Here is a 22035-nt window from a genome sequence, read left to right as displayed (position 1 = left end):
GAGAGCGAGACAGCGTCATGAGTCTTCTGCGTCTGGCCGGCCGGCCGATGCTCGCCTCGATGTTCGTCGCGGGCGGCCTGCAGTCTCTGCGCAGGCCCCAGGACGTGGCACCGGCGGCCGAGCCGATCGTGCGGCCGGTGGCCGACCGGGTGCCGGTGCTGCCGGACAGCACCGAGCAACTCGTACGGCTCAACGGCGCCGTGCACGTGGTGGGCGGGATCATGCTCGGGCTCGGCCGGTGTCCGCGGCTGGCCGCGCTGGCCCTCGCGGTGACGCTGGTCCCCACCACGCTGGCGGCGCACCGGTACTGGGAGGCGGAGGACCCGTCCGACCGCGCCCAGCAACGCGTCCACTTCCTCAAGAACCTGTCCATTATGGGCGGGCTCCTGATCGCCGCCGACGACACGGGCGGCGCCCCCTCGTTGCTGTGGCGCGGCCGGCACGCCGCCCAGGACCTGCGGCACGACGCCCACCTGGTGCACCGCTCGGTCCGGGCCGCGGCCGGCCCCGCGGCACGGGCGGGCGGTCTCCGGGCCAGGCTGGGTGTCTGACCGGGCGCCGGCCCCCGACCCGGGTCACGCCGCTGCGGTCGAACGGGTGCGGAACGCCTTGTCGGGGTGGGGGAAGCCCGGCTGAGCGGTTCCTTCGGCACCGCGTGTGAGGGGCCCTCGGCGCACCGCGCGGAACACGGCCCGGCTCTCGTCGCCGGCGTGGCAACGGACGCGCCACCTCGTACGACCCCTCCATGCCCGGGGATGCGACCCTGGAGCGCGTTCGTCGATCAGCGGGGTCCCGACCGGCCCACCGGTGTGGAGGAGCAGTCCTGAGCAACACCGTCCTCTCCGAGGCCGTCCCCGTGGTCCTGCTGCTGGGCGTCCTGGCCTTCGCCGTGCTGCGCCCCCGGGGGCTGCCGGAGGCGGTGGCCGCCGTGCCCGCCGCGGTGCTGGTCGTGGCGCTGGGCATGGTTTCCCCGCACCGGGCGTGGGAGCAGACCCGTACGCTGCTGCCGGTCGTCGCCTTCCTCGCACTCGTGCTGATGCTGGCGTACCTGTGTGCCAAGGAGGGCCTGTTCGAGGCCGTCGGCGCGGCCTTGGCCCGCCGGTGCGGCGGCAGTCCGCGGCGGCTCATGACCGGAGTCTTCGCGGTGGCCTGCGCGGTCACGGCGGTGCTCAGTCTGGACGCCACCGCCGTACTGCTCACCCCCGTGGTCCTGGCCACCGCTTCGCGGGCCGGTGCGCGGGCCCGCCCGCACGTGTACGCGACCGCGCATCTGGCGAACTCCGCCTCGCTGCTCCTGCCGGTCTCCAACCTGACCAACCTGCTGGCCTTCGCGGCCAGCGGGCTGTCCTTCACCCGGTTCGCCGTGCTGATGGCGCTGCCCTGGCTGGCCGCGATCGCCGTCGAGTACGCGGTGTTCCGCCGCTTCTTCCGCGCGGACCTGGCCGAGCCGGTGTCCGCGGCCCCCGCACGCGTCGGCACCGTGTCCGTCGCTCCCGGAGCCACCGGACCCGCCCCCGCGAAGGCCGCGGGCGGCGCCCCCGGTGCCGGGCCGAGCGTGGCGTCCGCGCCGCCCGCGCCCGCCGTGCCCCGTTTCACCGTGGTCGTCGTGGCCCTGACCCTGGCCGGGTTCGCGGTGGCCTCGCCGGCCGGGGTGGACCCCGCCTGGGCCGCGCTCGGCGGCGTGCTGGTGCTCGGGGTACGGGCGCTGGCCCGCCGCCATGTCACGCCCCGGGAGACGGTGGGCGCCGCCGCGCCGCTGTTCTGCCTGTTCGTACTCGCCCTCGGCATCGTGGTGGAGGGGGTGCTGGCGGGCGCGTCGGCGAGCGGGCTCGGGCGGCTGCTGCCGGACGGGGACTCGCTGCCGGCGCTGCTCGGGGTGGCGGCGGTCGCCGCGGTGCTGGCCAACGTCGTCAACAACCTGCCCGCCGTACTCGCTCTGCTCCCGCTGGCCGCGCCCGCCGGTCCGGCCCAGGTCCTCGCCGTGCTGATCGGGGTGAACCTGGGCCCCAACCTGACCTACGTCGGTTCGCTGGCGACCCTGCTGTGGCGGCGCATCCTGCACCGGTACGGCGTCGAGGTGGAGCTGGGCCGGTTCACCGCGCTGGGACTGCTCACCGTGCCGGCCACGGTCGCCTCGTCGACGGTGGCCCTGTGGGGAGCGGTGCGCCTCGTCGGCGCCTGACGCCCGCGGCGCCGCCGCCCGCCGGACGTGCGCTCACTCGGTGGCCACGACGATGCAGCGCCTGAGTTCCGCCACGGCCAGGGGATCGCCCTCGACCGCCACACCGGCACCCCCGTCGGCACCCGCCCGGTTCCACAGCGACCGCAGCACGCTCTCCGGGGAGCCGCTCAGCGTCGCGTCGGCCGTGCCGTCGCCCGCGCCGTCCGTGACGGTGAACTCGCCCGGCCCGGTCCGCACCCGCCAGGCCGCGTCGTCCCCGGCCCGCACCAGGAACGTGCGCCCCGGCGAGCCGTCCAGGATCTCGGTGAAGTAGTCGCCCCACTCCGCCACCGAGTACGCGGCGAAGACCTTCAGCAGTTCGTCGACGCCGTCCAGGGCGAGGTCGTCCGGTACGGCGGTGACGGGCCGTCCGGTGGCGAGTTCGGCGTCGATGCGGTGGACGACGGTCTCCTGCGCCATCCGCCGGATCCAGAAGCCGACGCTCTGATCGGGCCCGTACCAGGTGCCGGCCGGGTCCTCGGGGGCGCGGGCGGCGAACTCGGCGCGCAGCGCGGTGTAGCCCCGGTCGAGCAGCGCCGTCGGTGCCTCGTCGGCGAACTCCTTGGGCGGCCACGGCTCGGGCTCGGCGCCGTCGCGCATGGCGGCTGCCTTGTGCAGGTAGACCTCGCCGACATGACGGGTGAGATCGGCGACGGTCCAGCCGGGGCAGGTGGGCACCGGGGCGTCGGGGCCGGTCTCGACGACGCCCCGCAGCCGGTCGTGGTCGGTGGCGAGGCAGTCGAGGAAGCGGGGGAACTCCATGCCGCCGAGCCAAACACATGTTCAGGACCGGGGCACGGTGTTTTCCACGCCTCCGGCTGCCCCACGCCCCCGGGCACGGCCCGCGCTCACCACGCCGGGCTGGGGACCGCCGGCCGCCGGACCGCTTCGGCGGCGTCCCGCAGGTGCAGCGCGACGGAGATCAGGGCGCGCAGCGCGGAGGGCCGCAGGCTCTGGGCGCTCTCGGCGGCCAGCACCAGCAGGCAGCCCGCGGCCTGCTCGACGACCGGGACGGAGAAGGCGAAGTCGTCGCCGTCGGCCCCGCGGAAGGCGCGCCACGGTGTGGCGGCACCGTCGATGGCCTTGTGCACCGCCTGCTCGAGGTGCTGTGCGGCCTGCCGGCACACGGGGGCGGGCAGAACGATGGTGCGATGAAACGCTGAACTGGTCATAGTCCCACTGCTCCCCCGCACCGGGGCTCTTCGATCGGCACACCGGGCGCTTTTCACCGGGTCGGCGGCAGTGGCGTCCCGGACAGTAATGTCCCAACGGGTCACATGTCCCATTGGGACATTTCCAGGTGTAGGCTCGGAGGCATGACGGCAACGAAGCCCTCCCCCGCCACCGAGGACCGGCGGCAGCGCAAGGCGCGGCAGACCCGCGACGCGCTGGCCACCGCCGCCTGCGACCTGATCCTGGAGCGCGGGTCGGCGGCGACCACGGTGGAGGCGATCGCCGAGCGCGCGGACGTCACGCGCCGCACGTTCAGCAGGCACTTCGCCGGCAAGGAGGACGCGGCGCTCGACTTCGTCCGCCGGGACGGCGACCGGATCAACGCGCTGTTGCGGTCCCGCCCCGCCGAGGAGCCGCCCCTGCTGGCCTATCGCAGGGCCGTACGGGAGTGGCTGGCGGACCGGGAGGACCCGGCCTGGCACGTGCGTCCGCGGATGCGCCGCCTGCTGGCCCTGGCCGACACCGAGCCCGAGCTGTTCGCCGCCTACCAGCGCATCCGGGTCGACGCCCAGGAGGAGTCGATCCGCATCGTCGCCGCCCGGCTCGGCAGCGACGACGTCCGGGACGTGCGCCCGGCCGCCGTCGTGGACGCCGCCGCCGGGGTCCTGATCGCCGCCCTGCGCCTGTGGGCGCGCGGCGGTGAGGGGGACTCGGCAGCCGCAGACCTCGCCGCCCTCGTGGAGCAGGCCTACGACGCCCTGACCTCGGAGGCCGCGGCCGCGACCCCCGAAAGCACCACCGAAGAGTGAGAACAGCACCATGAGCACCACCGGCAGCACCACAGGCACCACCCCCGCCACCGCACCCACCGCATCCGCCCCCGACCACGCGACCGAGTTCGGCGGACGGACCGCCCTCGTCACCGGCGCCGCCTCCGGCATCGGCCTGGCCACCGCCCGTCGGCTCGGCGCCGGCGGCGCCCGGGTCGTCGTCGCCGACTACAACGCCGAGGGCGCCGAGAAGGCCGCCGCCGAGCTGCGGGCCGAGGGCGTCGAAGCCGCCGCGGTCGAGCTGGACGTCACCCGTCCGGAGTCCGTCGAGGCGGCCGTCGGGTTCGCCGTCGACACGTACGGCTCGCTGGACCTCGCCGTCAACAACGCCGGCATCGGCGGCCCCAGCGCCCCGACCGGCGAGTACGACGTGGAGGCCTACCAGCGCGTCGTCCGCACCAACCTCGACGGCGTCTTCTACTCGATGCGCTACGAGCTGCCCGCCATCGAGGCGGCCGGCAAGGGCGGCTCCGTCGTGAACGTCGCCTCCATCCTCGGCTCGGTCGGCTTCGCCGGTTCCCCCGCCTACGTCGCCGCCAAGCACGGCGTGGTCGGGCTGACCAAGGCGGCGGCCGCCGAGTACGCCGCCCGGGGCATCCGGATCAACGCGGTCGGTCCGGGCTTCATCGACACCCCGCTGCTGAAGACCATGGACGAGGCCGCCTACAACGGCCTGGTCGCCCTGCACCCGGCCGGCCGCCTCGGGCGGGCCGAGGAGGTCGCGGAACTGATCGCCTTCCTGCTGTCCGACCGCGCGTCCTTCGTCGCGGGCAGCTATCACCTGGTCGACGGCGCCTACACCGCCGTCTGACCGGCACTCACCAGTCCGGGGGAAGTCGGGGGGAAGAGAACAAAGGAGTTCGATCATGAAGGCACTGCAGTACCGCACCATCGGTGCCCCGCCCGAGGTCGTCACGGTCCCGGACCCGGAACCGGGCCCCGGCCAGGTCCTGTTGAGGGTGACCGCGGCCGGAGTCTGCCACTCCGACATCGCGGTGATGAGCTGGCCCGCCGAGGGCTTCCCGTACGAGCTGCCGCTCACCCTCGGCCACGAGGGCGTCGGCACCGTCGCCGCCCTCGGCGCCGGGGTGACGGGGCTCGCCGAGGGCGACGCGGTCGCCGTGTACGGGCCCTGGGGCTGCGGCACCTGCGCCAAGTGCGCGGAGGGCAAGGAGAACTACTGCCTGCGCGCCGACGAGCTGGGCATCCGCCCGCCGGGGCTCGGCCGCCCGGGGTCCATGGCCGAGTACCTGCTCGTCGACGACCCGCGGCACCTGGTCCCGCTGGACGGGCTCGACCCGGTCGCGGCGGTGCCGCTCACCGACGCCGGACTGACGCCGTACCACGCGATCAAGCGGTCGCTGCCCAAGCTGGTCCCCGGCTCGACGGCGGTGGTCATCGGCACCGGTGGTCTCGGCCATGTCGCCATCCAGCTGCTGCGCGCCCTGACGTCGGCCCGGGTGGTCGCCCTGGACGTCAGCGAGGAGAAGCTGCGCCTCGCCCGTGCGGTGGGCGCGCACGAGGCGGTGCTCTCGGACGCGAAGGCCGCGGACACGGTGCGCGAGATCACCGGCGGTCTCGGCGCCGAGGCCGTGTTCGACTTCGTCGGTGTGGCGCCCACCGTGAAGACCGCCGGTGCCGTCGCGGCCGTCGAGGGCGACGTCACCCTGGTCGGCATCGGCGGCGGATCGCTGCCGGTCGGCTTCGGCATGCTGCCGTTCGAGGTGTCGGTCAACGCCCCCTACTGGGGCAGCCGCGGCGAGCTGATCGAGGTGCTGAACCTGGCCCGCTCCGGTGCCGTGTCGGTGCACACCGAGACGTACTCCCTGGACGACGCCCCGCTCGCCTACGAGCGGCTGCACGAGGGCAGGGTCAACGGCCGCGCAGTGATCCTGCCGCACGGCTGACCGGGCCGGACCCCGCGGCCGCGGCACGATCCGCCGGGGCGGACGGGGGGCGCGACCGGTCCCCCGTTCCGGTCGTGCCCCCGTGCCGTCGAACCTACGTGGACGGGTCCGCCGTTGTGAATCGTGCCGGTGCCCGCTGCCGGGCCCGGAGCACTCACTCGTGCACAGGTGAGTCCGGATGGCCCGGTTTCGTCCCGTGCAGGAGCGGCTGGCCGAGGTCACCGGCCACCAGGTGGGCCAGCACGACCTCGTACAGGTCACTGCCCGCGGCGAGCAGCTGGCGTTCGAGGACGGGCTCGGCGCTGCGGACGTGCTCGCGGACGGTCTGCGCGTGCATGCCGAGCTTGTGGGCGGCACGCTCGGCGTTGCCGCCCGCGGCGATCCAGGTGCGCAGCGTGCGCCGCAGGTCCCGGCCGTCCGGGTCGAGGCGGCCGAGCAGGTCGACGGCCCAGGCGCGCAGCGCGGGCCCGGACAGCAGGTCGGTGAGCCGGGCGGCACCGGCCCGTGCGCCGGCGCCCGGCGGGGGTTCGGCCAGGCCCACCTGGGCGTTCAGGGCCAGGTGGACGGCGGCCCGGACGGTCAGGTCGGCGAAGTCCGTGCGCAGCAGTGACTCGACGCGGTCCATTCGGGCGCGGACCGTGTTGCGGCTGACTCCGAGGACCTTCGCCGTGTTGACGGCGGTGAACTCCAGGCCGAGCCGGGTGGTGGCGATCAGTTCGGCGCGCGTGTGGTGCGCCAGGCTGTCGAGGGGGCTCAGCACGTCGGCCGTCCAGTGGTGCAGCGCCGCCGGGTCCATCAGCCGCTCGGGGCGGGTCCGCTCGGCGTACAGGGCCGCCTTCTCCGGGCGGAACCGGGCCACGGCCAGGGCGCTGACGGCCTGACCGTAGGCGGCCGCGGTGCGGGCGAGGCCCTGCCGGGTGCTGCCGCCGACGAACACGCCGGGGCGGCGGCCGACGAGCGTGCGCAGCTCCTGCCCGGCCGTGTCGCGCGGGGCGAGCACGATGACGTGTCCGTCGACCGCCGGGCACCGCACGACCAGCGCCCGTTCCCCCGTCGCCGAGAGGCACTCCTCGGCGAGGCGGTCCCGTTCGGCGGGGCTGCTCTCCACGACGTACACGCACGCCGTGTCGGTGTCGAGGAGGCCGGGCCAGAGTCCGGCGGCGACGCGGCGGGCGGAGACGGTGTCCTCCACCATCAGCAGTTGCAGGATGGCCAGGCGCAGGTCGGAGGTGGCCCGTCGCAGCCGGTGTCCGGCCGCGGTCGACTCGTGGCCGGCCAGCAGCAGCTCCAGCACCTGGGCGGAGTGCGTGACGATGTCGGAGACGCGCCGGTCGAAGGGCTCCTCGCGGGCCACCGCGAGCACCGCGGCCGGTGCCGGACGGGACCGCTCCACGCGCACCAGCCGCAGATGGCGGCCCCGGTCCTCCAGTGCGGCGGACGCGATCCGGCCCGAGGTGACGTCCGCGGCCAGGACCTCGTCCAGCGGGACGCGGGTGCCGGCCAGCAGCCGGCCGGTGTCGTCCTGCAGCGAGACGGTCGCCCGCGCGATGCCCGCGAGCCAGGCCACCACCCGGTTCAGGTCGCGGCCGGCCGGCCGCAGGTGCTCGAGCAGTTCCTGCGCCCATCCCGTGTGCTCACCGGCCCCGGATGTCCGCTGCCGTCCGCCGTCCTCTCGGCCCGCCACGTCGGCCTTCTCCTCGTCTCGCCTCGTCCCCGGCCCAGGTCGGGGACGTTACCTCATGGCTCTGTCCGCGGAACCCTTCCGGCGTCGGCGGGCAGGCCGCGCCGGGCCTGTCGGGCGGGGCGGGCGAGCGGGCATAAGCTCGGTGAATGGCGAAGTACTTCGACGTGCACCCCGACAACCCCCAGCCGCGCAGCATCGCCCAGGTCGCCGACAGCGTCCGCGCCGGTGCGCTGATCGCGTATCCGACGGACTCCTGCTACGCGCTGGGCTGCCGACTGGGCAGCCGCGACGGGATCGACCGCATCCGGTCGATCCGGCACCTGGACAACCGGCACCACTTCACCCTCGTCTGCCAGGACTTCGCGCAGCTCGGGCAGTTCGTGCAGATCGACAACGACGTGTTCCGGGCGATCAAGGCGTCGACCCCGGGCAAGTACACCTTCATCCTGCCGGCGACGCGGGAGGTGCCGCGCGCGCTCCAGCACCCCAAGAAGAAGACCGTGGGTGTGCGCATCCCCGACCACGTCGTCACCCAGGCCCTGCTCGCCGAGCTCGGTGAACCGCTGCTGTCCAGCACGCTGTTGCTGCCCGACGAGGCGGAGCCGATGACGCAGGGCTGGGAGATCAAGGACCGGCTGGACCACGTGCTGGACGCGGTCGTCGACTCCGGGGACTGCGGCACCGAGCCGACCACGGTCGTCGACTTCTCCGGCGGCGAGGCGGAGATCGTGCGGCACGGCGCGGGCGACACGGCCCGGTTCGAGTAGCGAAGCGCCCGCCGTCCGACCGCAAGAACAGAGAGAGGCAGACCACAGCATGACCGCCACAGCCGGAACCGCCGTCGGCATCCCCACCGGCGACGGCACCGCCGACGCCTACCTGACCCGTCCGGCCGAGGAGGGACCGCATCCCGCGGTCCTGCTGTTCATGGACGCCTTCGGGCTGCGTCCGAGCCTGCGGTCGATGGCCGACCGGCTGGCCGGTGCCGGATACACCGTCCTGGTTCCGAACGTGTTCTACCGCAGTGGACGGACTCCCGTCGTGGAGCTGCCCGAGTTCATCGACCCGCGGGCGCGGCCGGAGATCTTCGAGCGGCTCGGCCCGGTCATGCGGTCGCTGACCCCGGACCTGGCGATGCGGGACGCGGGCGCCTACCTGCGCCTGCTGGCCGACCGTCCGGAGGCGGCCGACGGCCCGGTCGCGCTCGTCGGCTACTGCATGGGCGCCGGGCTCGCCCTGCGCACCGCGGGGACGTATCCGGACCGGGTCGCCGCGGTCGCCGGGTTCCACGGCGCGAACCTGGCGACGGACGGGCCGCACAGTCCGCACCTGGTGGCCGGGGACATCACCGCCGAGGCGTACTTCGCCCACGCGGACCAGGACCCGGGCATGGACGCCGGGCAGCAGGAGCGCCTGGCCGCGGCCCTGACGGCGGCCGGCGTGCGGCACCGGTGCGAGGTCTACGCCGGCGCCCACCACGGCTTCACGCAGGCCGACACGGCGGCGTACGACGCGGAGGCGACCGAGCGGCACTGGGCGGCCCTGCTCGACCTCCTGAAGCGGACGTTCTGACCCCGGACGACCCGAAACGGCCCGTCCTGGGCGGGAGTTGGCGCGCCTCCCCCCGTCCGGCCCCGGGTGCGGGCGTTGTTACCGTGCCCGGGTGTCCAACTCCTCACGCGATTCCGCCGAAGGCGCCGGCTGGGGCTCCGCCGAGCCCGGCGCCTACCGAGCGCTCATGCCGGGGCGCACCGAGAAGCTGTCCTGGCTGAGCCCGAGAACGCTGTGGGCCGCCCGCAACGGCGTGCTGGCCTCCTGGTTCGGGGACCCCACGGGCCGCACCCGTTCCCGCTGGGTGGCGCAGCGGGCGGCGGCCGGTGCACCGGCCGACAAGGTGATCCGCCGGGACGACCCCGACCGGTTCTCCTTCCTGGTCCTCGGCGACACCGGCGAGGGCGGCGATCCCCAGTACGCCGTCGTGCCCGGGCTGTTGGAGGCGGGCCGGGACACCCGGTTCGCGGTCCTCGCGAGCGACGTGATCTACCCGGTGGGCAGTGCCGACGACTACGGCACGAAGTTCTTCCGCCCGTACGGCGACTACCCGGCGCCCATCTACGCGATACCGGGCAACCACGACTGGTACGAGGACCTCGGCGCCTTCATGCGGGTCTTCTGCGACGACGCCCCGCCGCTGCCGCCGGAACCCGCGCCGCGCCCCCTCACCCCCGCGTGGCTGCGGTCGCTGTTGTGGCACCGCCCGCGCCCGGACGACGGCGCCCGCCTGGACGAGGCGCGCACACAGCGTCCCGCACCCGCCCAGCGGGCCACCCAGCCGGGCCCGTACTGGGCCGTCGACGCCGGTCCGGTCCGGATCGTCGGCATCGACACGGGGCTGCTGGGCACCCTCGACGCCGAGCAGGGCGCCTGGCTGCGCGAGGTGTCGGCGGGAGACCGGCCGAAGATCCTGGTCACCGGCTCGCCGCTGTACGTGGACGGCGAGTACCACCCCTGCGAGATCGAGGGCGGCGGCACGGTCGACGACCTCGTGCGCGATCCGGCCCACCACTACGTCGCGGCGATCGGCGGCGACATCCACAACTACCAGCGCTACCCGGTCGACGTGGACGGCCGCACCGTGCAGTACGTCGTGGCCGGCGGCGGGGGTGCGTTCATGCACGCCACGCACACCATCCCGCGCGTCTCGGTGGCCGGTGTCACCGAGGACGACTTCCGCTCCTATCCGCTGCGCGGCGACTCGCTCGCCTTCTACAGCGCGCTGTACGGCCGCCGGCTGCGGATGCGGCGCCTGTTCACCCTCACGGAGGCCGAGGCGACGGCGGTGATCGCGGAACGCCTCGGCATCCGCACCGGCCGCGCACCGGGCGACGGCGCCCGGATCACCCGGCGCACCCGGATCGTGGCCGGGCTGCTCGGCACCGCGCGCCGGCCCGAACGCCGCAAGCGGTTCCGGCTGCCCGTGCGCAAGATCTACACATCGGTGTTCTCGCCGGGGTCGGCGACGTACAGCCCGCCCTTCTTCAAGTGCTTTCTGCGCCTGGACGTGACACCGGAGGCGGTCAGGCTGCGCTGCTACGCCGCCACGGGCAACCGGGCCCAGGAGATGGACCCGCCGGTCGAGGACGAGGTGACGATCCCGCTCGGGTGACCGTCACCCGGCCCGCCTCCCCCCCGGGGGGCGTCTCACCAGCGGCCCGCCTCGCTGCCGACGACCGGCTCCGACGGGGTGCCGTCGACGCCCACCGGCACGTCGCCGGTGAGCATCACCCGGTGCATGGTCCGGGGGTGGTCGAGGTGGGCGTGGTCGCCGGGGGCGAGGTGGATGGTGGCGCGGTTGTCCCAGAAGGCGACGCTGCCGGGCTCCCAGCGGAAGCGGACGGTGTACTCGGGGCGGGTGGCCTGCTCCAGGAGGAGGTCCAGGATCGCCGCGCTCTCGGGGCGGGAGAGCCCGGCGATCTGCTCGACGTAGTAGCCGTTGACGAACAGCACCCGCTCCCCCGTCTCCGGGTGGACCCGGACCAGCGGGTGCACCGTGGCGGTCTGGTGGCCGAGGAGGTGCCGGACGTAGGCGTCGTCGCCGGGCCGGGGCTGGTAGCCGACGCCGAGCCGGTGTTCGGCGCGCAGGGTGTCGGCGAAGGCGCGCAGCGGGGCGGAGAGTCCGGCGTAGGCGGCGGTGAGGTTCGCCCAGGTGGTGTCGCCGCCGTAGGGCGGTACCGTCTCGGCGCGCAGGATGGTCGCGGCCGGCGGGTCGACGCGGGCGCCGTGGTCGCAGTGCCAGCCGCGCAGCAGCGTGTGGCGCCGGCGCCACAGCCACTCGTCGTGCTCCATCCCGAAGCGTCCGCCCAGTTCCAGCCGGTCGGCGGTGGTCTCGATCTCCGGGAAGCCGGACGGCGACGCCTTGCCGCGCCGCGGCAGGACGACGGGCTCGCCGAAGAGACGGGCGAACGCGACGTGCCCGGCGTGGTCGAGGCGCTGGTCGCGGAAGAACACCACCTTCCAGCGCAGCACCGCCGCGCGCACCGCGGCGACCTGAGCGGCGCCGAGGCCCGCCGCCAGGTCGACGCCGCGGATCTCGGCGCCGATGTGCCCGGCGACCGGTGCCACCTCGATTCCCGTCGTCCTGTCCGTCGTCCCGTCCGTCGTCCTGTCCGTCGCCGTGTCCTTCGCGCTGTCCGTCGTCATGCGGAGATCGTGGCAGAGCCTCCGCCGCGCCGTCCGGTTGATCACCGGTCCTTCCCTGGGCGAGGCTGGACGGGCGGCACACCGCCGCACACAGTCGAGGGAAGGTCCCACGGTGATCAGCATTCCCGTGTACACGCTCAACGACGGCACCGCCCTCCCCGCCCTGGGTCTGGGCACCTGGCCGATGAAGGACGAGGAGGCCGAACGGGCGGTCCGCGCGGCCCTGGAGACGGGGTACCGCCTGATCGACACCGCGACGAACTACCGCAACGAGACCGGCGTCGGCCGCGGGGTCGCCTCCGCCGGTCTCCCGCGCGAGGAGATCGTCGTGACGACCAAACTGCCCGGCAGGCACCACGGCTACGAGGAGACGCTCGCCTCCTTCGAGGAGTCCCGCGCCCGTCTCGGTCTGGAGTACGTCGACCTGTACCTGATCCACTGGCCGCTGCCGCGCGTGGACAAGTACGTCGACTCCTGGAAGGCCATGGTCAAGCTGCGCGAGGACGGCCTCGTACGTTCGGTGGGCGTCTCCAACTTCACGGCGGAGCACATCGAGCGGCTGGAGAAGGAGACCGGCGTCCTGCCGTCCGTCAACCAGATCGAGCTGCACCCGCTCCTCCCGCAGGACGAGCTGCGCGCCTACCACGAACGCAAGGGCATCCGCACCGAGAGCTGGAGCCCGCTGGGCCGGGGCAGCGACCTGCTGGACGACCCCGCCGTCGCCGCGGTCGCCGCGGCGCACGGTGTGACGCCCGCCCAGGCCGTACTGCGCTGGCACACCCAGCTGGGCGCGGTGCCGATCCCGAAGTCCGCCGACCCGGCACGGCAGCGGGCGAACCTGGACGTCTTCGGCTTCGAACTGGACGCCGAGCAGATGCGCGCGGTGGCGGACCGCGTCCACCGGCGGATCGGCGGCGACCCGGAGGTGCACGAGGAGTTCTGAGCGGGGTACCCGGTCCGGGTCGGCGAGGATCGCCGATCTCCCCGGAAGGAGCGGCAGGTGGACGGCGAGGGCGACGGACTGCGGGACTACCACGGCAAACGGGACTTCGGCCGGACCGGGGAGCCCGCGGGACGTGGGGCACCCGGCGAGGGCGGAGCCCCCGGCGAGGGCGCACCGCGCTTCGTCGTGCAGATCCACGACGCGAGCACCCTGCACTTCGACTTCCGCCTGCAGGTGGCCGGCGTGCTGAAGTCCTGGTCCGTGCCGAAGGGGCCGTCGGCGGACCCGAGCGACAAGCGGCTCGCGGTGCCGACGGAGGACCATCCGCTGGAGTACGAGGAGTTCGAGGGCGTGATCCCGGCGGGTGAGTACGGGGGCGGCACGGTCATCGTGTGGGACCACGGCACCTACGAGCCGCTGAGCCACGACCGGCGGGGACGGCCGGTCGACTTCGCCGAGTCGCTCGCGCACGGGCACGCCCGGTTCCGGCTGCACGGCGCCAAGCTGCGCGGCGAGTACGCGCTGACCCGGGTCCGCACCGGCCCCGACGGCGGCGCCGGTGCGGACCCGGCGTGGCTGCTGGTGAAGACGGCCGGCGGCGGGCGCGGGCAACGCACCCCCGATCCCCGGCGGGCCCGGTCCGCGCGCACCGGCCGCACGCTGGCGCGGGTGGCCGCCGAGGACGGCGAGGAGTAGGGGCGGGCCGGACCAGGGGCCGTGCGCCCGGCTCACTCCGGGGGCAGGGGCTGTTCGGCCCAGATGGTCTTGCCGGTGTCCGTCTGGCGGCTGCCCCAGCGCTGGGTGAGCTGGGCGACCAGGAGCAGGCCCCGGCCGCCCTCGTCGAAGGCGTGGGCACGGCGCAGGTGGGGCGAGGTGGAGCTGGCGTCGGACACCTCGCAGATGAGGGCGGTGTGGCGGATGAGACGCAACTGGATGGGCGGCTCGCCGTACCGGATCGCGTTGGTGACCAGTTCGCTGACGACGAGTTCGGTGACGAAGGCCGTCTCGTCCAGCCCCCAGGCCGTCAGCTGTTCACCGACGGACCGCCTGGTGGCCGCCACTCCGGAGGGGTCCGGCGGGACGTCCCAGGTGCGCACCCGGTCCTCGCCCAGCGCCCGGGTGCGGGCCAGCAGCAGGGCGACGTCGTCGCCGGGCTCCTCGGGCAGCACCGCCTTGAGGACGCCGTCGCACAGCGCTTCGAGAGAGGTGGCGGGCGCGGCCAGGGCCCGGCGCAGTTCCGTGATGGCGTGGTCGACGTCGCGGTCCCGGTCCTCCACCAGTCCGTCGGTGTAGAGAGCGACGACGGAGCCCTCCGGCACCTCCAGCTCCGTCGCCTCGAAGGGCAGTCCACCGACGCCGAGCGGCGGCCCGGCACTCATGGCGACCAGGCGGGTGGTTCCGTCGGGGAGGAGGAGGGCGGGGGCGGGGTGACCGGCGGCCGCCAGGGCCAGTCGCCGGGAGACGGGGTCGTACACGGCGTACAGGCAGGTGGCGCCCAGTTCCGCGACCTCCGCGCCGCCGCCGTCGTTCGCGCCGCCGGCCGCCAGGTGGGCGACGAGGTCGTCGAGGTGGGTGAGGAGCTCGTCGGGGGGCAGATCGACGTCGGCGAGGGTGCGTACGGCCGTGCACAGGCGGCCCATGGTCGCCGTGGACGGGATGCCGTGGCCCACGACGTCGCCGACGACGAGGCCGACACGGGTGCCGGAGAGCGGGATGACGTCGAACCAGTCGCCGCCGATGCCCGCCGCCGACGCGGAGGGGAGGTAGCGGTGGGCCACCTCGACCGCGGCCTGACCGGGCAGGTCCCTGGGCAGCAGGCTGTGCTGGATCGCCAGGGCCGTGGAGCGCTCGCGCGCGAAGCGGCGGGCGTTGTCCACGGACACGGCGGCCCGGGAGACGAGCTCCTCGGCCAGTACGGCGTCCTCCGCGGCGTACGGCTCCCGGGGCACGGTCCGGGCGGCCAGCGCGACACCCAGCGTGGTGCCGCGGGCGCGCAGGGGGACGGACAGGGTCGAGCAGACCGCTTCGCGGAACGGGCGGTTGTGCGGGGCATCGGCCTCGCGGGTCCGCATCCACCGGTCGAAGTCCGGGTCGCCGGGGCCGCTGAGGACGACGCGGCCCTCGCGCACCGCCCGGGCGGGCGGGCTGTCGGACGGGTGGACCTCCTGCCCGCCGAGGTGCACGGCGGGGGTGGGGAAGCCCTCGGTGGCGGAGGCGTGGGCCACCCGGCGCAGTGCGCCGGTCCCGGGCGGCACGGCGAGGGGTTCGTCGGTGCCGAGCACCCAGTCGAGCAGGTCGACGCTGGCGAAACCGGCGAACCGGGGTACGAGGAGCCCGACCAGTTCCTCCGCGGTGCGGACGACGTCGAGGGTGCTGCCGACCGCGCCGGCCGCGTTCAGCAGGGCCAGCCGCTCCCGGGCCCGGTGCTGCTCGGTGCTCTCCAGCGCCGCCATGGCGACGGCGGTGAGCGTGCCGGAGGCGTCGTGGACCGGCCAGATCTCCACCGTCCAGGCGTGCAGGCAGTTACCGGCGGGCGCGGGCGAGTAGCTCTCGTACTGGACGGGCCGCCCCCGGTCGGCCGCCACCCGCAGGTGGTGCAGGAAACTCCGGGCGTCGCCCTCGAAGTCGGCCAGCGTGTCGGACAGGCTGCGGCCGATCAGTTCCTCCGCGGGCCTGCCCATCATCCGGCACGCGGTGTCGTTGACGTGCACGAAGCGCAGCTCGGGGTCGAGGACGGACATCGACAGGGAGGCCTGCCGTACGGCGTCGTCGATCAGGGCGGGCGCCGGGCCGCCGGGAGCCTCGGCGGTCGCCAGGTAGCCGCCGGGCGCGCCGTCGGCGCCCCGCAGGGGACAGACCCGCAGCGCGAGGCTCACCGGGCGGCCGTCCCGGTGGCGGACCACGACGGTGCCGGACAGCGCGGTGCCGGCCGGGTCCGCGCGGGACAGGGTGCTGGTGGGTACACCCCGCGCGAGCAGGTCCCGTGCGGGGCGTCCTGCGACCTCCTCGGCCGCGTATCCGGTGAGCCGCCGCGCACCGTCGCTCCAGCCCGTCACCAGTCCGCGGGCGTCGACGGTCATCGCGGCGGAGGAATCCTCCATGCCGTCCAGGATCATCCCAGGACGATGCGGTATCAACCGGGGCGGGCTGCCGGTGGTCCCGTCACTGTCGGTCACCGCTGAGCGCGGCGAGGGCGCGGTCGGCGTGCGCGTTCATCCTGAGCTCGCTGCGGACGACCTCCAGCAGGGTGCGGTCCTGCCCGATGACGAAGGTGACCCGCTTGGTGGGAGCCAGGCTGAAGCCCCGCTTCACCCCGAACCGCTCGCGCACCGCGCCGTCGGTGTCGGACAGCAGCGGCATGCCCAGGGTGTGGCGCCCGGCGAACTCCTGCTGGCGTTCGACGGGGTCGCCGCTGACGCCGACGGGCCGGGCGCCGACCGCGGCGAACTCGGCGGCGAGGTCGCGGAAGTGGCAGGCCTCCGCGGTGCAGCCGGTGGTCAGGGCGGCGGGGTAGAAGAAGAGGACGACCGGGCCGTCGGCGAGCAGTTCGGACAGGCGGCGGGGGGTGCCGGTCTCGTCCGGCAGCGTGAAGTCCTCGACGGTGTCGCCCACGGCGGGCAGCGCGCTCATGACCGGCTCCCGCTGCTCTGGGCGACGGCGCGGGCCCACAGCACGAGCGGCACCTGCACGGGCAGCCGTCCGAGGGCGGCGGCCTGCCGCGGGGCGGGGTGGTGCCGCCAGTCCCAGGCCATCTTGACGTTGGCGGGGAACACCCCGACGAAGAAGGCCGCGGCACCCAGCGCGGCGGCCCTGCGGGTGCGCGGCACGGCGAGCCCGGCGGCCAGAGCGAGTTCGGCGACGCCGCTCGCGTACGTCCAGGCCCGGGGGGTGCCCGGCAGGGAGCGTGGCACGGTGGCGTCGAAGGGTCGGGGCCGGGCGAAATGGGCGGCGCCCGCGGTGGCCAGCAGGCCGGCGAGCAGCAGGGGTGAGCGTTCGGACCGTGACACGGTTCCTCCTCAGGGGGGCCTGCCGCGCGATATTACTCGACGGTAAGGACCGGCTGGTGGACGGTTCGTGCCCGGCGGTTGTGGGTCCCTGGCGTGCACCCGAAGGCACGCCGGAAGACCTCGATGAACGCGCTGGCGGAGGACCAGCCGCAGCGGTGCGCGACGGTGGTGACGGGCAGGTCGTCGGCGAGCATGCGCAGGGCGTGGTAGAGGCGGGACTGGGTGCGCCATTGGGGGAAGGTCATACCGAACTCGCGACGGAAGAGCCGGCTGAGGGTGCGTTCCGCGGTGCCGGTGGCGGCGCCGAGGGCCGCGAGGGTGCGGGTGTCCGCGGGATCGGCGTGCACCAGCGCGCAGACTTCGGCCAGCCGGGGGTCCCTGGGGGTGGGAAGGCTCAGCGGCTGCTGCGGCGAGGCGCGCAACTGGTCGCACAGCACGGCCAGGAGGCGGCCGCGTTCCGGGCTCGTGTCCCGGGGGTCGACGGTGTAGGCGACGATCAGCTCCCGCAGCAGGGGGCCGACGGCGAGGACGACGGGGCTGTCCAGGCCGAGCGGGTTGGCGTCGGCGGGCAGGCCGATCAGGTGCAGGTCGAGGCGGCCGTGGGCGCGGTGGGAGTGCACGGTGCCGGCCGGGATCCAGATGGCCCGTGTCCCCGGCGCGAACCAGGTTCCCGCCTCGGTACTGACGGCCACGACCCCGGACCCGGCGTGGATGATCTGGTGCTCGTCGTGCCGGTGTGCGTCGATCCGCTGCCCGGCGGCCAGCCGCTGGGCGCGGGTCGGGGCGACCGGGGTGTGGCGGATGTTCGGCTGGCGGATGTTCGGCATAGGTCGGCAGATTATCGAAAGCGGGCCAGGCCCGGTGCGCGTGACGATCGACGGGTGACCCTCATGCGCGACCGGCCCATCGTCCTGCTGTCCTTCGGCCACGCCTGCGTCGACGTCTACCAGGGCACCGTGGCCGCCCTGGTGCCGTACTTCGTCGCCGAGCGGGCGTACGGCTACGCCGCCGCCTCGGGCGTCGTCCTCGCCGCCTCGCTGCTGTCGTCGCTGGTGCAGCCGCTGTTCGGGGCGCTCACCGACCGGCGGGCGCTGCCGTGGCTGCTGCCGCTGAGCACGCTGACCGCCGGGGCGGGCGTCGCCCTCGGCGGCGTGACCGACTCCTACCCGCTCACCCTCGCGGCCGTCGCGGCGGGCGGTGTGGGGATCGCCGCGTACCACCCGGAGGCGGCACGGGCGGCGCGGGACGCCGCACAGGGCAGCCATACGGCGATGGGGTGGTTCTCCCTGGGCGGCAACGTCGGCTTCGCGCTGGCACCGCCGCTGGTGTGGGCCGTCGTCGGCGGCGGCGGGCTCGGTGCGTCCTGGCTGCTGGCGCTGCCCGCGGTGGCGGGGGCCGTGCTGTGCGGGGCGGCGGTGCGTTCGGCCGGGGCGGCCCGCACGGCGGGCGGCCGTACTGCGGTGGCGGCGGGGGCCGACGACTGGGCGTCCTTCCTGCGGCTCACCGGCGCCGTCGTGTGCCGTTCCGTCGTCTTCGTCGGCCTGAGCACGTTCGTGGCGCTGTACGTGCGGGAGCGGGTGGACGGCGGCAGCGCGGCGGGGACGGCGGCGCTGTTCGTGCTCTATCTGGGCGGCGCGGTGGGCACCGTCGCCGGGGGCCGGCTCGCCGACCGGTACGGGCGGCTGAAGGTGGTGCGGCGGTCGTACGTCCTGACGGTCTTCGCGGTGGCCGGGGTCGTCCTCGTGCCGGGTCCCGCGGTGTACCTGTTCGTCGCCCTGACGTCGGCGGGGCTGTACGTGCCGTTCTCCCTGCACATCACGCTGGGCCAGGACTACCTGCCGCGCCGGGTGGGGACGGCGAGCGGGGTGACGCTGGGACTGGCGGTGAGCGTCGGCGGCCTCGCCGCCCCGGCGCTGGGCGCGCTGGCCGACGCGTCCTCGCTGCGGACGGCCCTGCTGCCGCTGGTCGCACTGCCCGCCGTGGGCAGGCTGCTCCTGTGCCGCCTGCGCGAACCGGCCACGCCCCCGGCCCCACCCGCCGTCGGGTCACCGCCGGCACGCGACACCGGCGTGCGCGGGCCGTGAGCATCGGCGGCCCCGGCGCCGGGGCCGCGAACGGCCCTGCTGCCGCTGGTCGCACTGCCCGCCGTGGGCCGGCTGCTCCTGTGCCGCCTGCGCGAACCGGCCACGCCCCCGGCCCCACCCGCCGTCGGGTCACCGCCGGCACGCGACACCGGCGTGCGCGGGCCGTGAGCATCGGCGGCCCCGGCGCCGGGGCCGCGGACGGCCCTGCTGCCGCTGGTCGCACTGCCCGCCGTGGGCAGGCTGCTCCTGTGCCGCCTGCGCGAACCGGCCACGCCCCCGACCCCACCCGCCGTCGGGTCACCGCCGGCACGCGACACCGGCGTGCGCGGGCCGTGAGCATCGGCGGCCCGGGCGCCGGGCGCGCCGGCCTACGCGCGAGCGCTCCGGGGACGTCCTCGTCGGCAGCCGCACCGACGACGCCGTCGCCCGGGTCGACGACCCGCGCCGGGGCGCCGGGGCGGAGACCGTGGACACCGGCGCCGACCCCGGGCACGCGGAGATCGCCGACGGCGTCGCCCGCGTGGCCGACGAGTCGGGGGCCTGCGCCGAGGACGCCGTGACCCGGATCCGCCTCTCCCGCCCACCGCGCCCCTTCACCTTCCGGCGCCCGTCACTCCGCGCCCCGGGGCGTGACGGGCGCCAGCCACATGCCCACGATCGCGTCGACGAGGCCGTCGGCCGCGTCCTGCCAGCTGGCGCGCGGGGTCGGACGGTTCTCGGCCAGGGCCCGCTCGCGCTCCTCCGCCGTGTGCACGATGAGGTGACGGGCCATGTCGCCGCGCTCCGCACGGACCTCGTCCGGCAGCGCGGGCATGCACCGGTTGCGCCCCACGATGATGGCCCGCAGGGAGGCGGATGCCCGGGACTCCTCGGTCATGATCTGCCGCAGCGCCGGGTCGGTCATGACCTGGGCGCAGAACCGCGCGTACCAGGTGGGACTGCCCAGCGCCGCCAGGTGGTCGAACTGTGGACGGACCAGGCAGTCCACCCAGTCGCGCAGGTCGGGCGAGTCGCCGAGGGCGGCGAGCTGCCGGGCGCGCAGCTCCTCGACCCGCTCCGAGTGGCGCTGCGCGATGGCCCGGACGAGGTCCGCCTTGGTGCCGAAGTGGTAGCCGACCGCCGCGTTGTTGCCCTGCCCTGCGGCCTCGCTGACCTGGCGGTTGGAGACCGCGTACACCCCGTGCTCGGCGAACAGCCGCTCAGCGGTGGTCAGGATCAGCTGCCGGGTCGCGCTGACCTGTTCCGTCCGGACCGCCCTGCCCGCCATGATCACCACCGCGCCGGGACTTTCTCCGTACCGCCCGCGACGACCAGTCCCTCGAGTCGTCGCAGGTCCGCCGACGTACGGCGGGTTCTCGCGAAAGCCTACGGCGCGGCGGCGAGGCATCGCCGTCCGGCCCGGACGGGCGTTCGCCCCTCACACCCCGTAGGATACTTCAAGCGACTGACTTAAAGGTTCGCGTTCCGGTTTCTCCCACCCGTCGCAAGACGCATCGCCCGAAAGGCTCTTCCATGCCCGCTTCCCCCGCCTCACCACGGCCGAACGCCGTGGTGGCGGTACTGGCCCTGGCCGGGATCGTCGTCGCGCTGATGCAGACCCTGGTCATCCCGATCATCCCGGAGCTGCCGAAGCTCCTGGACGCGTCGGCCTCGGACGCGGCCTGGGCGGTGACCGCCACGCTGCTCGCCTCCGCGGTGGCCACCCCGGTCGTCGGCCGGCTCGGCGACATGTTCGGCAAGCGGCGGATGCTGCTGCTCAGCCTGGTGCTGCTGATCGCCGGTTCCGCGGTCTGCGCGCTGAGCGACGCGCTGGTCCCGATGGTCGCCGGCCGCGCCCTGCAGGGCCTGTCCGCCGCCGTGATCCCGCTCGGCATCAGCATCATGCGCGACGAGCTTCCGGTCGAGCGGCTGGCCGGTGCCACCGCGGTGATGAGCGCCTCCCTCGGAGTCGGCGGCGCGCTCGGCCTGCCGGCCGCCGCGCTGATCGCGGACAAGCTCGACTGGCACATGCTGTTCTGGCTCTCGGGCGCGCTCGGAGTGGTGTCCCTGGTGCTCGTGCTCTCGTTGGTGCCGGAGTCGGCCGTGCGTACCGGCGGCCGCTTCGACCTGCCCGGCGGCCTCGGCATGGCCGCCGGTCTCGCGAGCCTGCTGCTGGCCATCTCCAAGGGCGGCGACTGGGGCTGGTCCTCGGGCACCACCCTGGGCCTGTTCGCGGCGGCCGTGGTGATCCTGCTGGCCTGGGGCCGGTGGGAGCTGCACACCCCGGAGCCCCTGGTGGACCTGCGCACCACCGCCCGCCGCCAGGTGCTCTTCACCAACCTGGCGTCCGTCGCCATCGGCTTCTCGATGTTCGCGATGTCCCTCGTCCTTCCGCAGCTGCTTCAGTTGCCCGAGGCCACCGGTTACGGACTCGGCCGCTCCCTGCTGACCACGGGCCTGGTGATGGCGCCGTCCGGCCTGGTGATGATGGCGTTCGCCCCGGTCTCCGCGAAGGTCTCGGGGTCCAGGGGCCCGAAGGTGACGCTGATGATCGGCGCCCTGATCGTGGCGGCCGGCTACGGCCTGAACATCGTGCTGATGGCCGAGGTCTGGCACCTGGTCCTGGTCTCCTGCGTCATCAGCGCGGGCATCGGCTTCGCCTACGGAGCCATGCCGTCGCTGATCATGGGCGCGGTGCCGCCGAGCGAGACGGCCTCCGCGAACAGCCTCAACACCCTCATGCGGTCCCTGGGCACGTCGGTCGCCAGCGCCATCGCCGGTGTGATCCTGGCCCAGATGACCATCGACCTCGGCGGCTTCGCCCTGCCGTCCGAGAACGCGTTCAAGGTGGTCATGGCCATCGGCGCGGGCGCGGCCCTGCTGGCCACCGTCCTCGCGTCCTTCATCCCCCGGCACCGCCAGGCCGGCCCCCCGGCGGGTCCGGCTCCGGCCGACGGTGTCGCGTCGGAGCCCGCCTCCGTGCGCTGACGGCGCCGGCGCCGGTCCC

General features: G+C 74.8%; 21 protein-coding genes. 12 read left to right on the top strand and 9 right to left on the bottom strand.

The window, feature by feature from the left end; all coding sequences use genetic code 11:
- Positions 1–17 precede the first annotated feature (17 nt).
- Together C4J65_RS32795 and C4J65_RS32790 are read left to right on the top strand one after the other, a co-directional pair.
- Complete coding sequence (locus C4J65_RS32795; RefSeq protein ID WP_115745693.1) at positions 18–551, top strand: DoxX family protein; 534 nt, start codon at positions 18–20, stop codon at positions 549–551.
- Between the two features lie 305 nt (positions 552–856).
- On the top strand, positions 857–2182 hold the full coding sequence (locus C4J65_RS32790; RefSeq protein ID WP_240330572.1) for an SLC13 family permease: 1326 nt from the start codon (positions 857–859) through the stop codon (positions 2180–2182).
- Positions 2183–2215: 33 nt separating this feature from the next.
- Here the strand turns inward: C4J65_RS32790 and C4J65_RS32785 are convergent, their stop codons facing one another.
- Positions 2216–2983 (bottom strand): maleylpyruvate isomerase family mycothiol-dependent enzyme, encoded by a 768-nt coding sequence (locus tag C4J65_RS32785; RefSeq protein ID WP_115745692.1) that lies wholly within the window; start codon positions 2981–2983, stop codon positions 2216–2218.
- A gap of 86 nt (positions 2984–3069) precedes the next feature.
- Positions 3070–3393 carry a hypothetical protein gene (locus C4J65_RS32780; protein ID WP_003971778.1) on the bottom strand — a complete coding sequence of 108 codons (324 nt, stop codon included), beginning with the start codon at positions 3391–3393 and terminating at the stop codon, positions 3070–3072.
- Between the two features lie 144 nt (positions 3394–3537).
- Between C4J65_RS32780 and C4J65_RS32775 the strand changes: the two genes are divergently transcribed.
- From C4J65_RS32775 to C4J65_RS32765, 3 genes are read left to right on the top strand one after another with little or no spacing between them, the layout of a single operon-like run.
- Positions 3538–4203 carry a TetR/AcrR family transcriptional regulator gene (locus C4J65_RS32775; protein ID WP_162833467.1) on the top strand — a complete coding sequence of 222 codons (666 nt, stop codon included), beginning with the start codon at positions 3538–3540 and terminating at the stop codon, positions 4201–4203.
- A 10-nt stretch (positions 4204–4213) separates the two neighbouring features.
- Positions 4214–5035 (top strand): SDR family NAD(P)-dependent oxidoreductase, encoded by an 822-nt coding sequence (locus C4J65_RS32770; protein ID WP_115745690.1) that lies wholly within the window; start codon positions 4214–4216, stop codon positions 5033–5035.
- A 55-nt stretch (positions 5036–5090) separates the two neighbouring features.
- A complete protein-coding gene (locus tag C4J65_RS32765; protein ID WP_115745689.1) occupies positions 5091–6131 on the top strand; it encodes an NAD(P)-dependent alcohol dehydrogenase in 1041 nt (346 codons plus the stop codon).
- Positions 6132–6285: 154 nt separating this feature from the next.
- Here C4J65_RS32765 and C4J65_RS32760 read toward each other — a convergent pair whose 3' ends face one another.
- Positions 6286–7815 carry a helix-turn-helix domain-containing protein gene (locus tag C4J65_RS32760; protein ID WP_115745688.1) on the bottom strand — a complete coding sequence of 510 codons (1530 nt, stop codon included), beginning with the start codon at positions 7813–7815 and terminating at the stop codon, positions 6286–6288.
- 146 nt (positions 7816–7961) lie between these two features.
- On the opposite strand from C4J65_RS32760, the gene C4J65_RS32755 reads away from it, so the two are divergent.
- The 3 genes from C4J65_RS32755 to C4J65_RS32745 all read left to right on the top strand — a co-directional run bounded on the left by C4J65_RS32755 (position 7962) and on the right by C4J65_RS32745 (position 10981).
- Positions 7962–8582: an L-threonylcarbamoyladenylate synthase gene (locus tag C4J65_RS32755; RefSeq protein WP_162833466.1), complete on the top strand. Its 621-nt coding sequence runs from the start codon at positions 7962–7964 to the stop codon at positions 8580–8582.
- A gap of 49 nt (positions 8583–8631) precedes the next feature.
- On the top strand, positions 8632–9387 hold the full coding sequence (locus C4J65_RS32750; RefSeq protein WP_115745687.1) for a dienelactone hydrolase family protein: 756 nt from the start codon (positions 8632–8634) through the stop codon (positions 9385–9387).
- 91 nt (positions 9388–9478) lie between these two features.
- Positions 9479–10981 carry a metallophosphoesterase gene (locus tag C4J65_RS32745; protein ID WP_115745686.1) on the top strand — a complete coding sequence of 501 codons (1503 nt, stop codon included), beginning with the start codon at positions 9479–9481 and terminating at the stop codon, positions 10979–10981.
- 35 nt (positions 10982–11016) lie between these two features.
- Here C4J65_RS32745 and C4J65_RS32740 read toward each other — a convergent pair whose 3' ends face one another.
- Positions 11017–12015 (bottom strand): TauD/TfdA family dioxygenase, encoded by a 999-nt coding sequence (locus C4J65_RS32740; protein ID WP_115746752.1) that lies wholly within the window; start codon positions 12013–12015, stop codon positions 11017–11019.
- A gap of 112 nt (positions 12016–12127) precedes the next feature.
- On the opposite strand from C4J65_RS32740, the gene C4J65_RS32735 reads away from it, so the two are divergent.
- Both C4J65_RS32735 and C4J65_RS32730 read left to right on the top strand, forming a co-directional pair.
- Entirely contained in the window at positions 12128–12958 is an 831-nt protein-coding gene (locus C4J65_RS32735) for an aldo/keto reductase (protein WP_115745685.1), read from the top strand.
- 57 nt (positions 12959–13015) lie between these two features.
- Positions 13016–13654: a DNA polymerase ligase N-terminal domain-containing protein gene (locus C4J65_RS32730; protein ID WP_115745684.1), complete on the top strand. Its 639-nt coding sequence runs from the start codon at positions 13016–13018 to the stop codon at positions 13652–13654.
- A 32-nt stretch (positions 13655–13686) separates the two neighbouring features.
- Here the strand turns inward: C4J65_RS32730 and C4J65_RS32725 are convergent, their stop codons facing one another.
- From C4J65_RS32725 to C4J65_RS32710, 4 genes are all read right to left on the bottom strand, one after another.
- Positions 13687–16059, bottom strand: coding sequence for a SpoIIE family protein phosphatase (locus C4J65_RS32725; protein WP_162833465.1), 2373 nt, complete (start codon positions 16057–16059; stop codon positions 13687–13689).
- A gap of 61 nt (positions 16060–16120) precedes the next feature.
- Positions 16121–16588, bottom strand: a complete 468-nt coding sequence (locus tag C4J65_RS32720; RefSeq protein ID WP_115745683.1) for a peroxiredoxin — start codon at positions 16586–16588, stop codon at positions 16121–16123.
- Entirely contained in the window at positions 16585–16965 is a 381-nt protein-coding gene (locus tag C4J65_RS32715; RefSeq protein WP_115745682.1) for a DoxX family protein, read from the bottom strand. The genes C4J65_RS32720 and C4J65_RS32715 overlap by 4 nt, the downstream gene beginning before the upstream one ends.
- A 32-nt stretch (positions 16966–16997) precedes the next feature.
- Positions 16998–17792 carry a helix-turn-helix transcriptional regulator gene (locus C4J65_RS32710; protein WP_115745681.1) on the bottom strand — a complete coding sequence of 265 codons (795 nt, stop codon included), beginning with the start codon at positions 17790–17792 and terminating at the stop codon, positions 16998–17000.
- Positions 17793–17855: 63 nt separating this feature from the next.
- Here C4J65_RS32710 and C4J65_RS32705 point away from each other — a divergent pair, with 63 nt between their 5' ends.
- On the top strand, positions 17856–19049 hold the full coding sequence (locus C4J65_RS32705) for an MFS transporter (protein ID WP_162833654.1): 1194 nt from the start codon (positions 17856–17858) through the stop codon (positions 19047–19049).
- Positions 19050–19659: 610 nt separating this feature from the next.
- On the opposite strand, the gene C4J65_RS32700 is transcribed toward C4J65_RS32705, so the two are convergent.
- Positions 19660–20316: a TetR family transcriptional regulator gene (locus tag C4J65_RS32700; RefSeq protein WP_115746750.1), complete on the bottom strand. Its 657-nt coding sequence runs from the start codon at positions 20314–20316 to the stop codon at positions 19660–19662.
- A 245-nt stretch (positions 20317–20561) separates the two neighbouring features.
- On the opposite strand from C4J65_RS32700, the gene C4J65_RS32695 reads away from it, so the two are divergent.
- Positions 20562–22016 (top strand): MFS transporter, encoded by a 1455-nt coding sequence (locus C4J65_RS32695; RefSeq protein ID WP_115745679.1) that lies wholly within the window; start codon positions 20562–20564, stop codon positions 22014–22016.
- Positions 22017–22035 lie beyond the last annotated feature (19 nt).

This window comes from Streptomyces sp. CB09001, assembly GCF_003369795.1.
In the GTDB taxonomy this organism is placed as follows: Bacteria; Actinomycetota; Actinomycetes; order Streptomycetales; family Streptomycetaceae; genus Streptomyces.
The sequence above is the reverse complement of the archived record's forward strand: the minus strand, read 5'-3'. Positions and strand labels throughout refer to the sequence as shown.

What these genes read in the sequence shown, in the direction of transcription:
- C4J65_RS32795 (WP_115745693.1), top strand. Translation starts at nt 18, where the DNA reads ATGAGTCTTCTGCGTCTGGCCGGCCGGCCGATGCTCGCCTCGATGTTC.
- C4J65_RS32785 (WP_115745692.1), bottom strand. Translation starts at nt 2,983, where the DNA reads ATGGAGTTCCCCCGCTTCCTCGACTGCCTCGCCACCGACCACGACCGG.
- C4J65_RS32780 (WP_003971778.1), bottom strand. Translation starts at nt 3,393, where the DNA reads ATGACCAGTTCAGCGTTTCATCGCACCATCGTTCTGCCCGCCCCCGTG.
- C4J65_RS32775 (WP_162833467.1), top strand. Translation starts at nt 3,538, where the DNA reads ATGACGGCAACGAAGCCCTCCCCCGCCACCGAGGACCGGCGGCAGCGC.
- C4J65_RS32770 (WP_115745690.1), top strand. Translation starts at nt 4,214, where the DNA reads ATGAGCACCACCGGCAGCACCACAGGCACCACCCCCGCCACCGCACCC.
- C4J65_RS32765 (WP_115745689.1), top strand. Translation starts at nt 5,091, where the DNA reads ATGAAGGCACTGCAGTACCGCACCATCGGTGCCCCGCCCGAGGTCGTC.
- C4J65_RS32755 (WP_162833466.1), top strand. Translation starts at nt 7,962, where the DNA reads ATGGCGAAGTACTTCGACGTGCACCCCGACAACCCCCAGCCGCGCAGC.
- C4J65_RS32750 (WP_115745687.1), top strand. Translation starts at nt 8,632, where the DNA reads ATGACCGCCACAGCCGGAACCGCCGTCGGCATCCCCACCGGCGACGGC.
- C4J65_RS32740 (WP_115746752.1), bottom strand. Translation starts at nt 12,015, where the DNA reads ATGACGACGGACAGCGCGAAGGACACGGCGACGGACAGGACGACGGAC.
- C4J65_RS32725 (WP_162833465.1), bottom strand. Translation starts at nt 16,059, where the DNA reads ATGGAGGATTCCTCCGCCGCGATGACCGTCGACGCCCGCGGACTGGTG.
- C4J65_RS32720 (WP_115745683.1), bottom strand. Translation starts at nt 16,588, where the DNA reads ATGAGCGCGCTGCCCGCCGTGGGCGACACCGTCGAGGACTTCACGCTG.
- C4J65_RS32710 (WP_115745681.1), bottom strand. Translation starts at nt 17,792, where the DNA reads ATGCCGAACATCCGCCAGCCGAACATCCGCCACACCCCGGTCGCCCCG.
- C4J65_RS32705 (WP_162833654.1), top strand. Translation starts at nt 17,856, where the DNA reads ATGCGCGACCGGCCCATCGTCCTGCTGTCCTTCGGCCACGCCTGCGTC.
- C4J65_RS32700 (WP_115746750.1), bottom strand. Translation starts at nt 20,316, where the DNA reads ATGGCGGGCAGGGCGGTCCGGACGGAACAGGTCAGCGCGACCCGGCAG.
- C4J65_RS32695 (WP_115745679.1), top strand. Translation starts at nt 20,562, where the DNA reads ATGCCCGCTTCCCCCGCCTCACCACGGCCGAACGCCGTGGTGGCGGTA.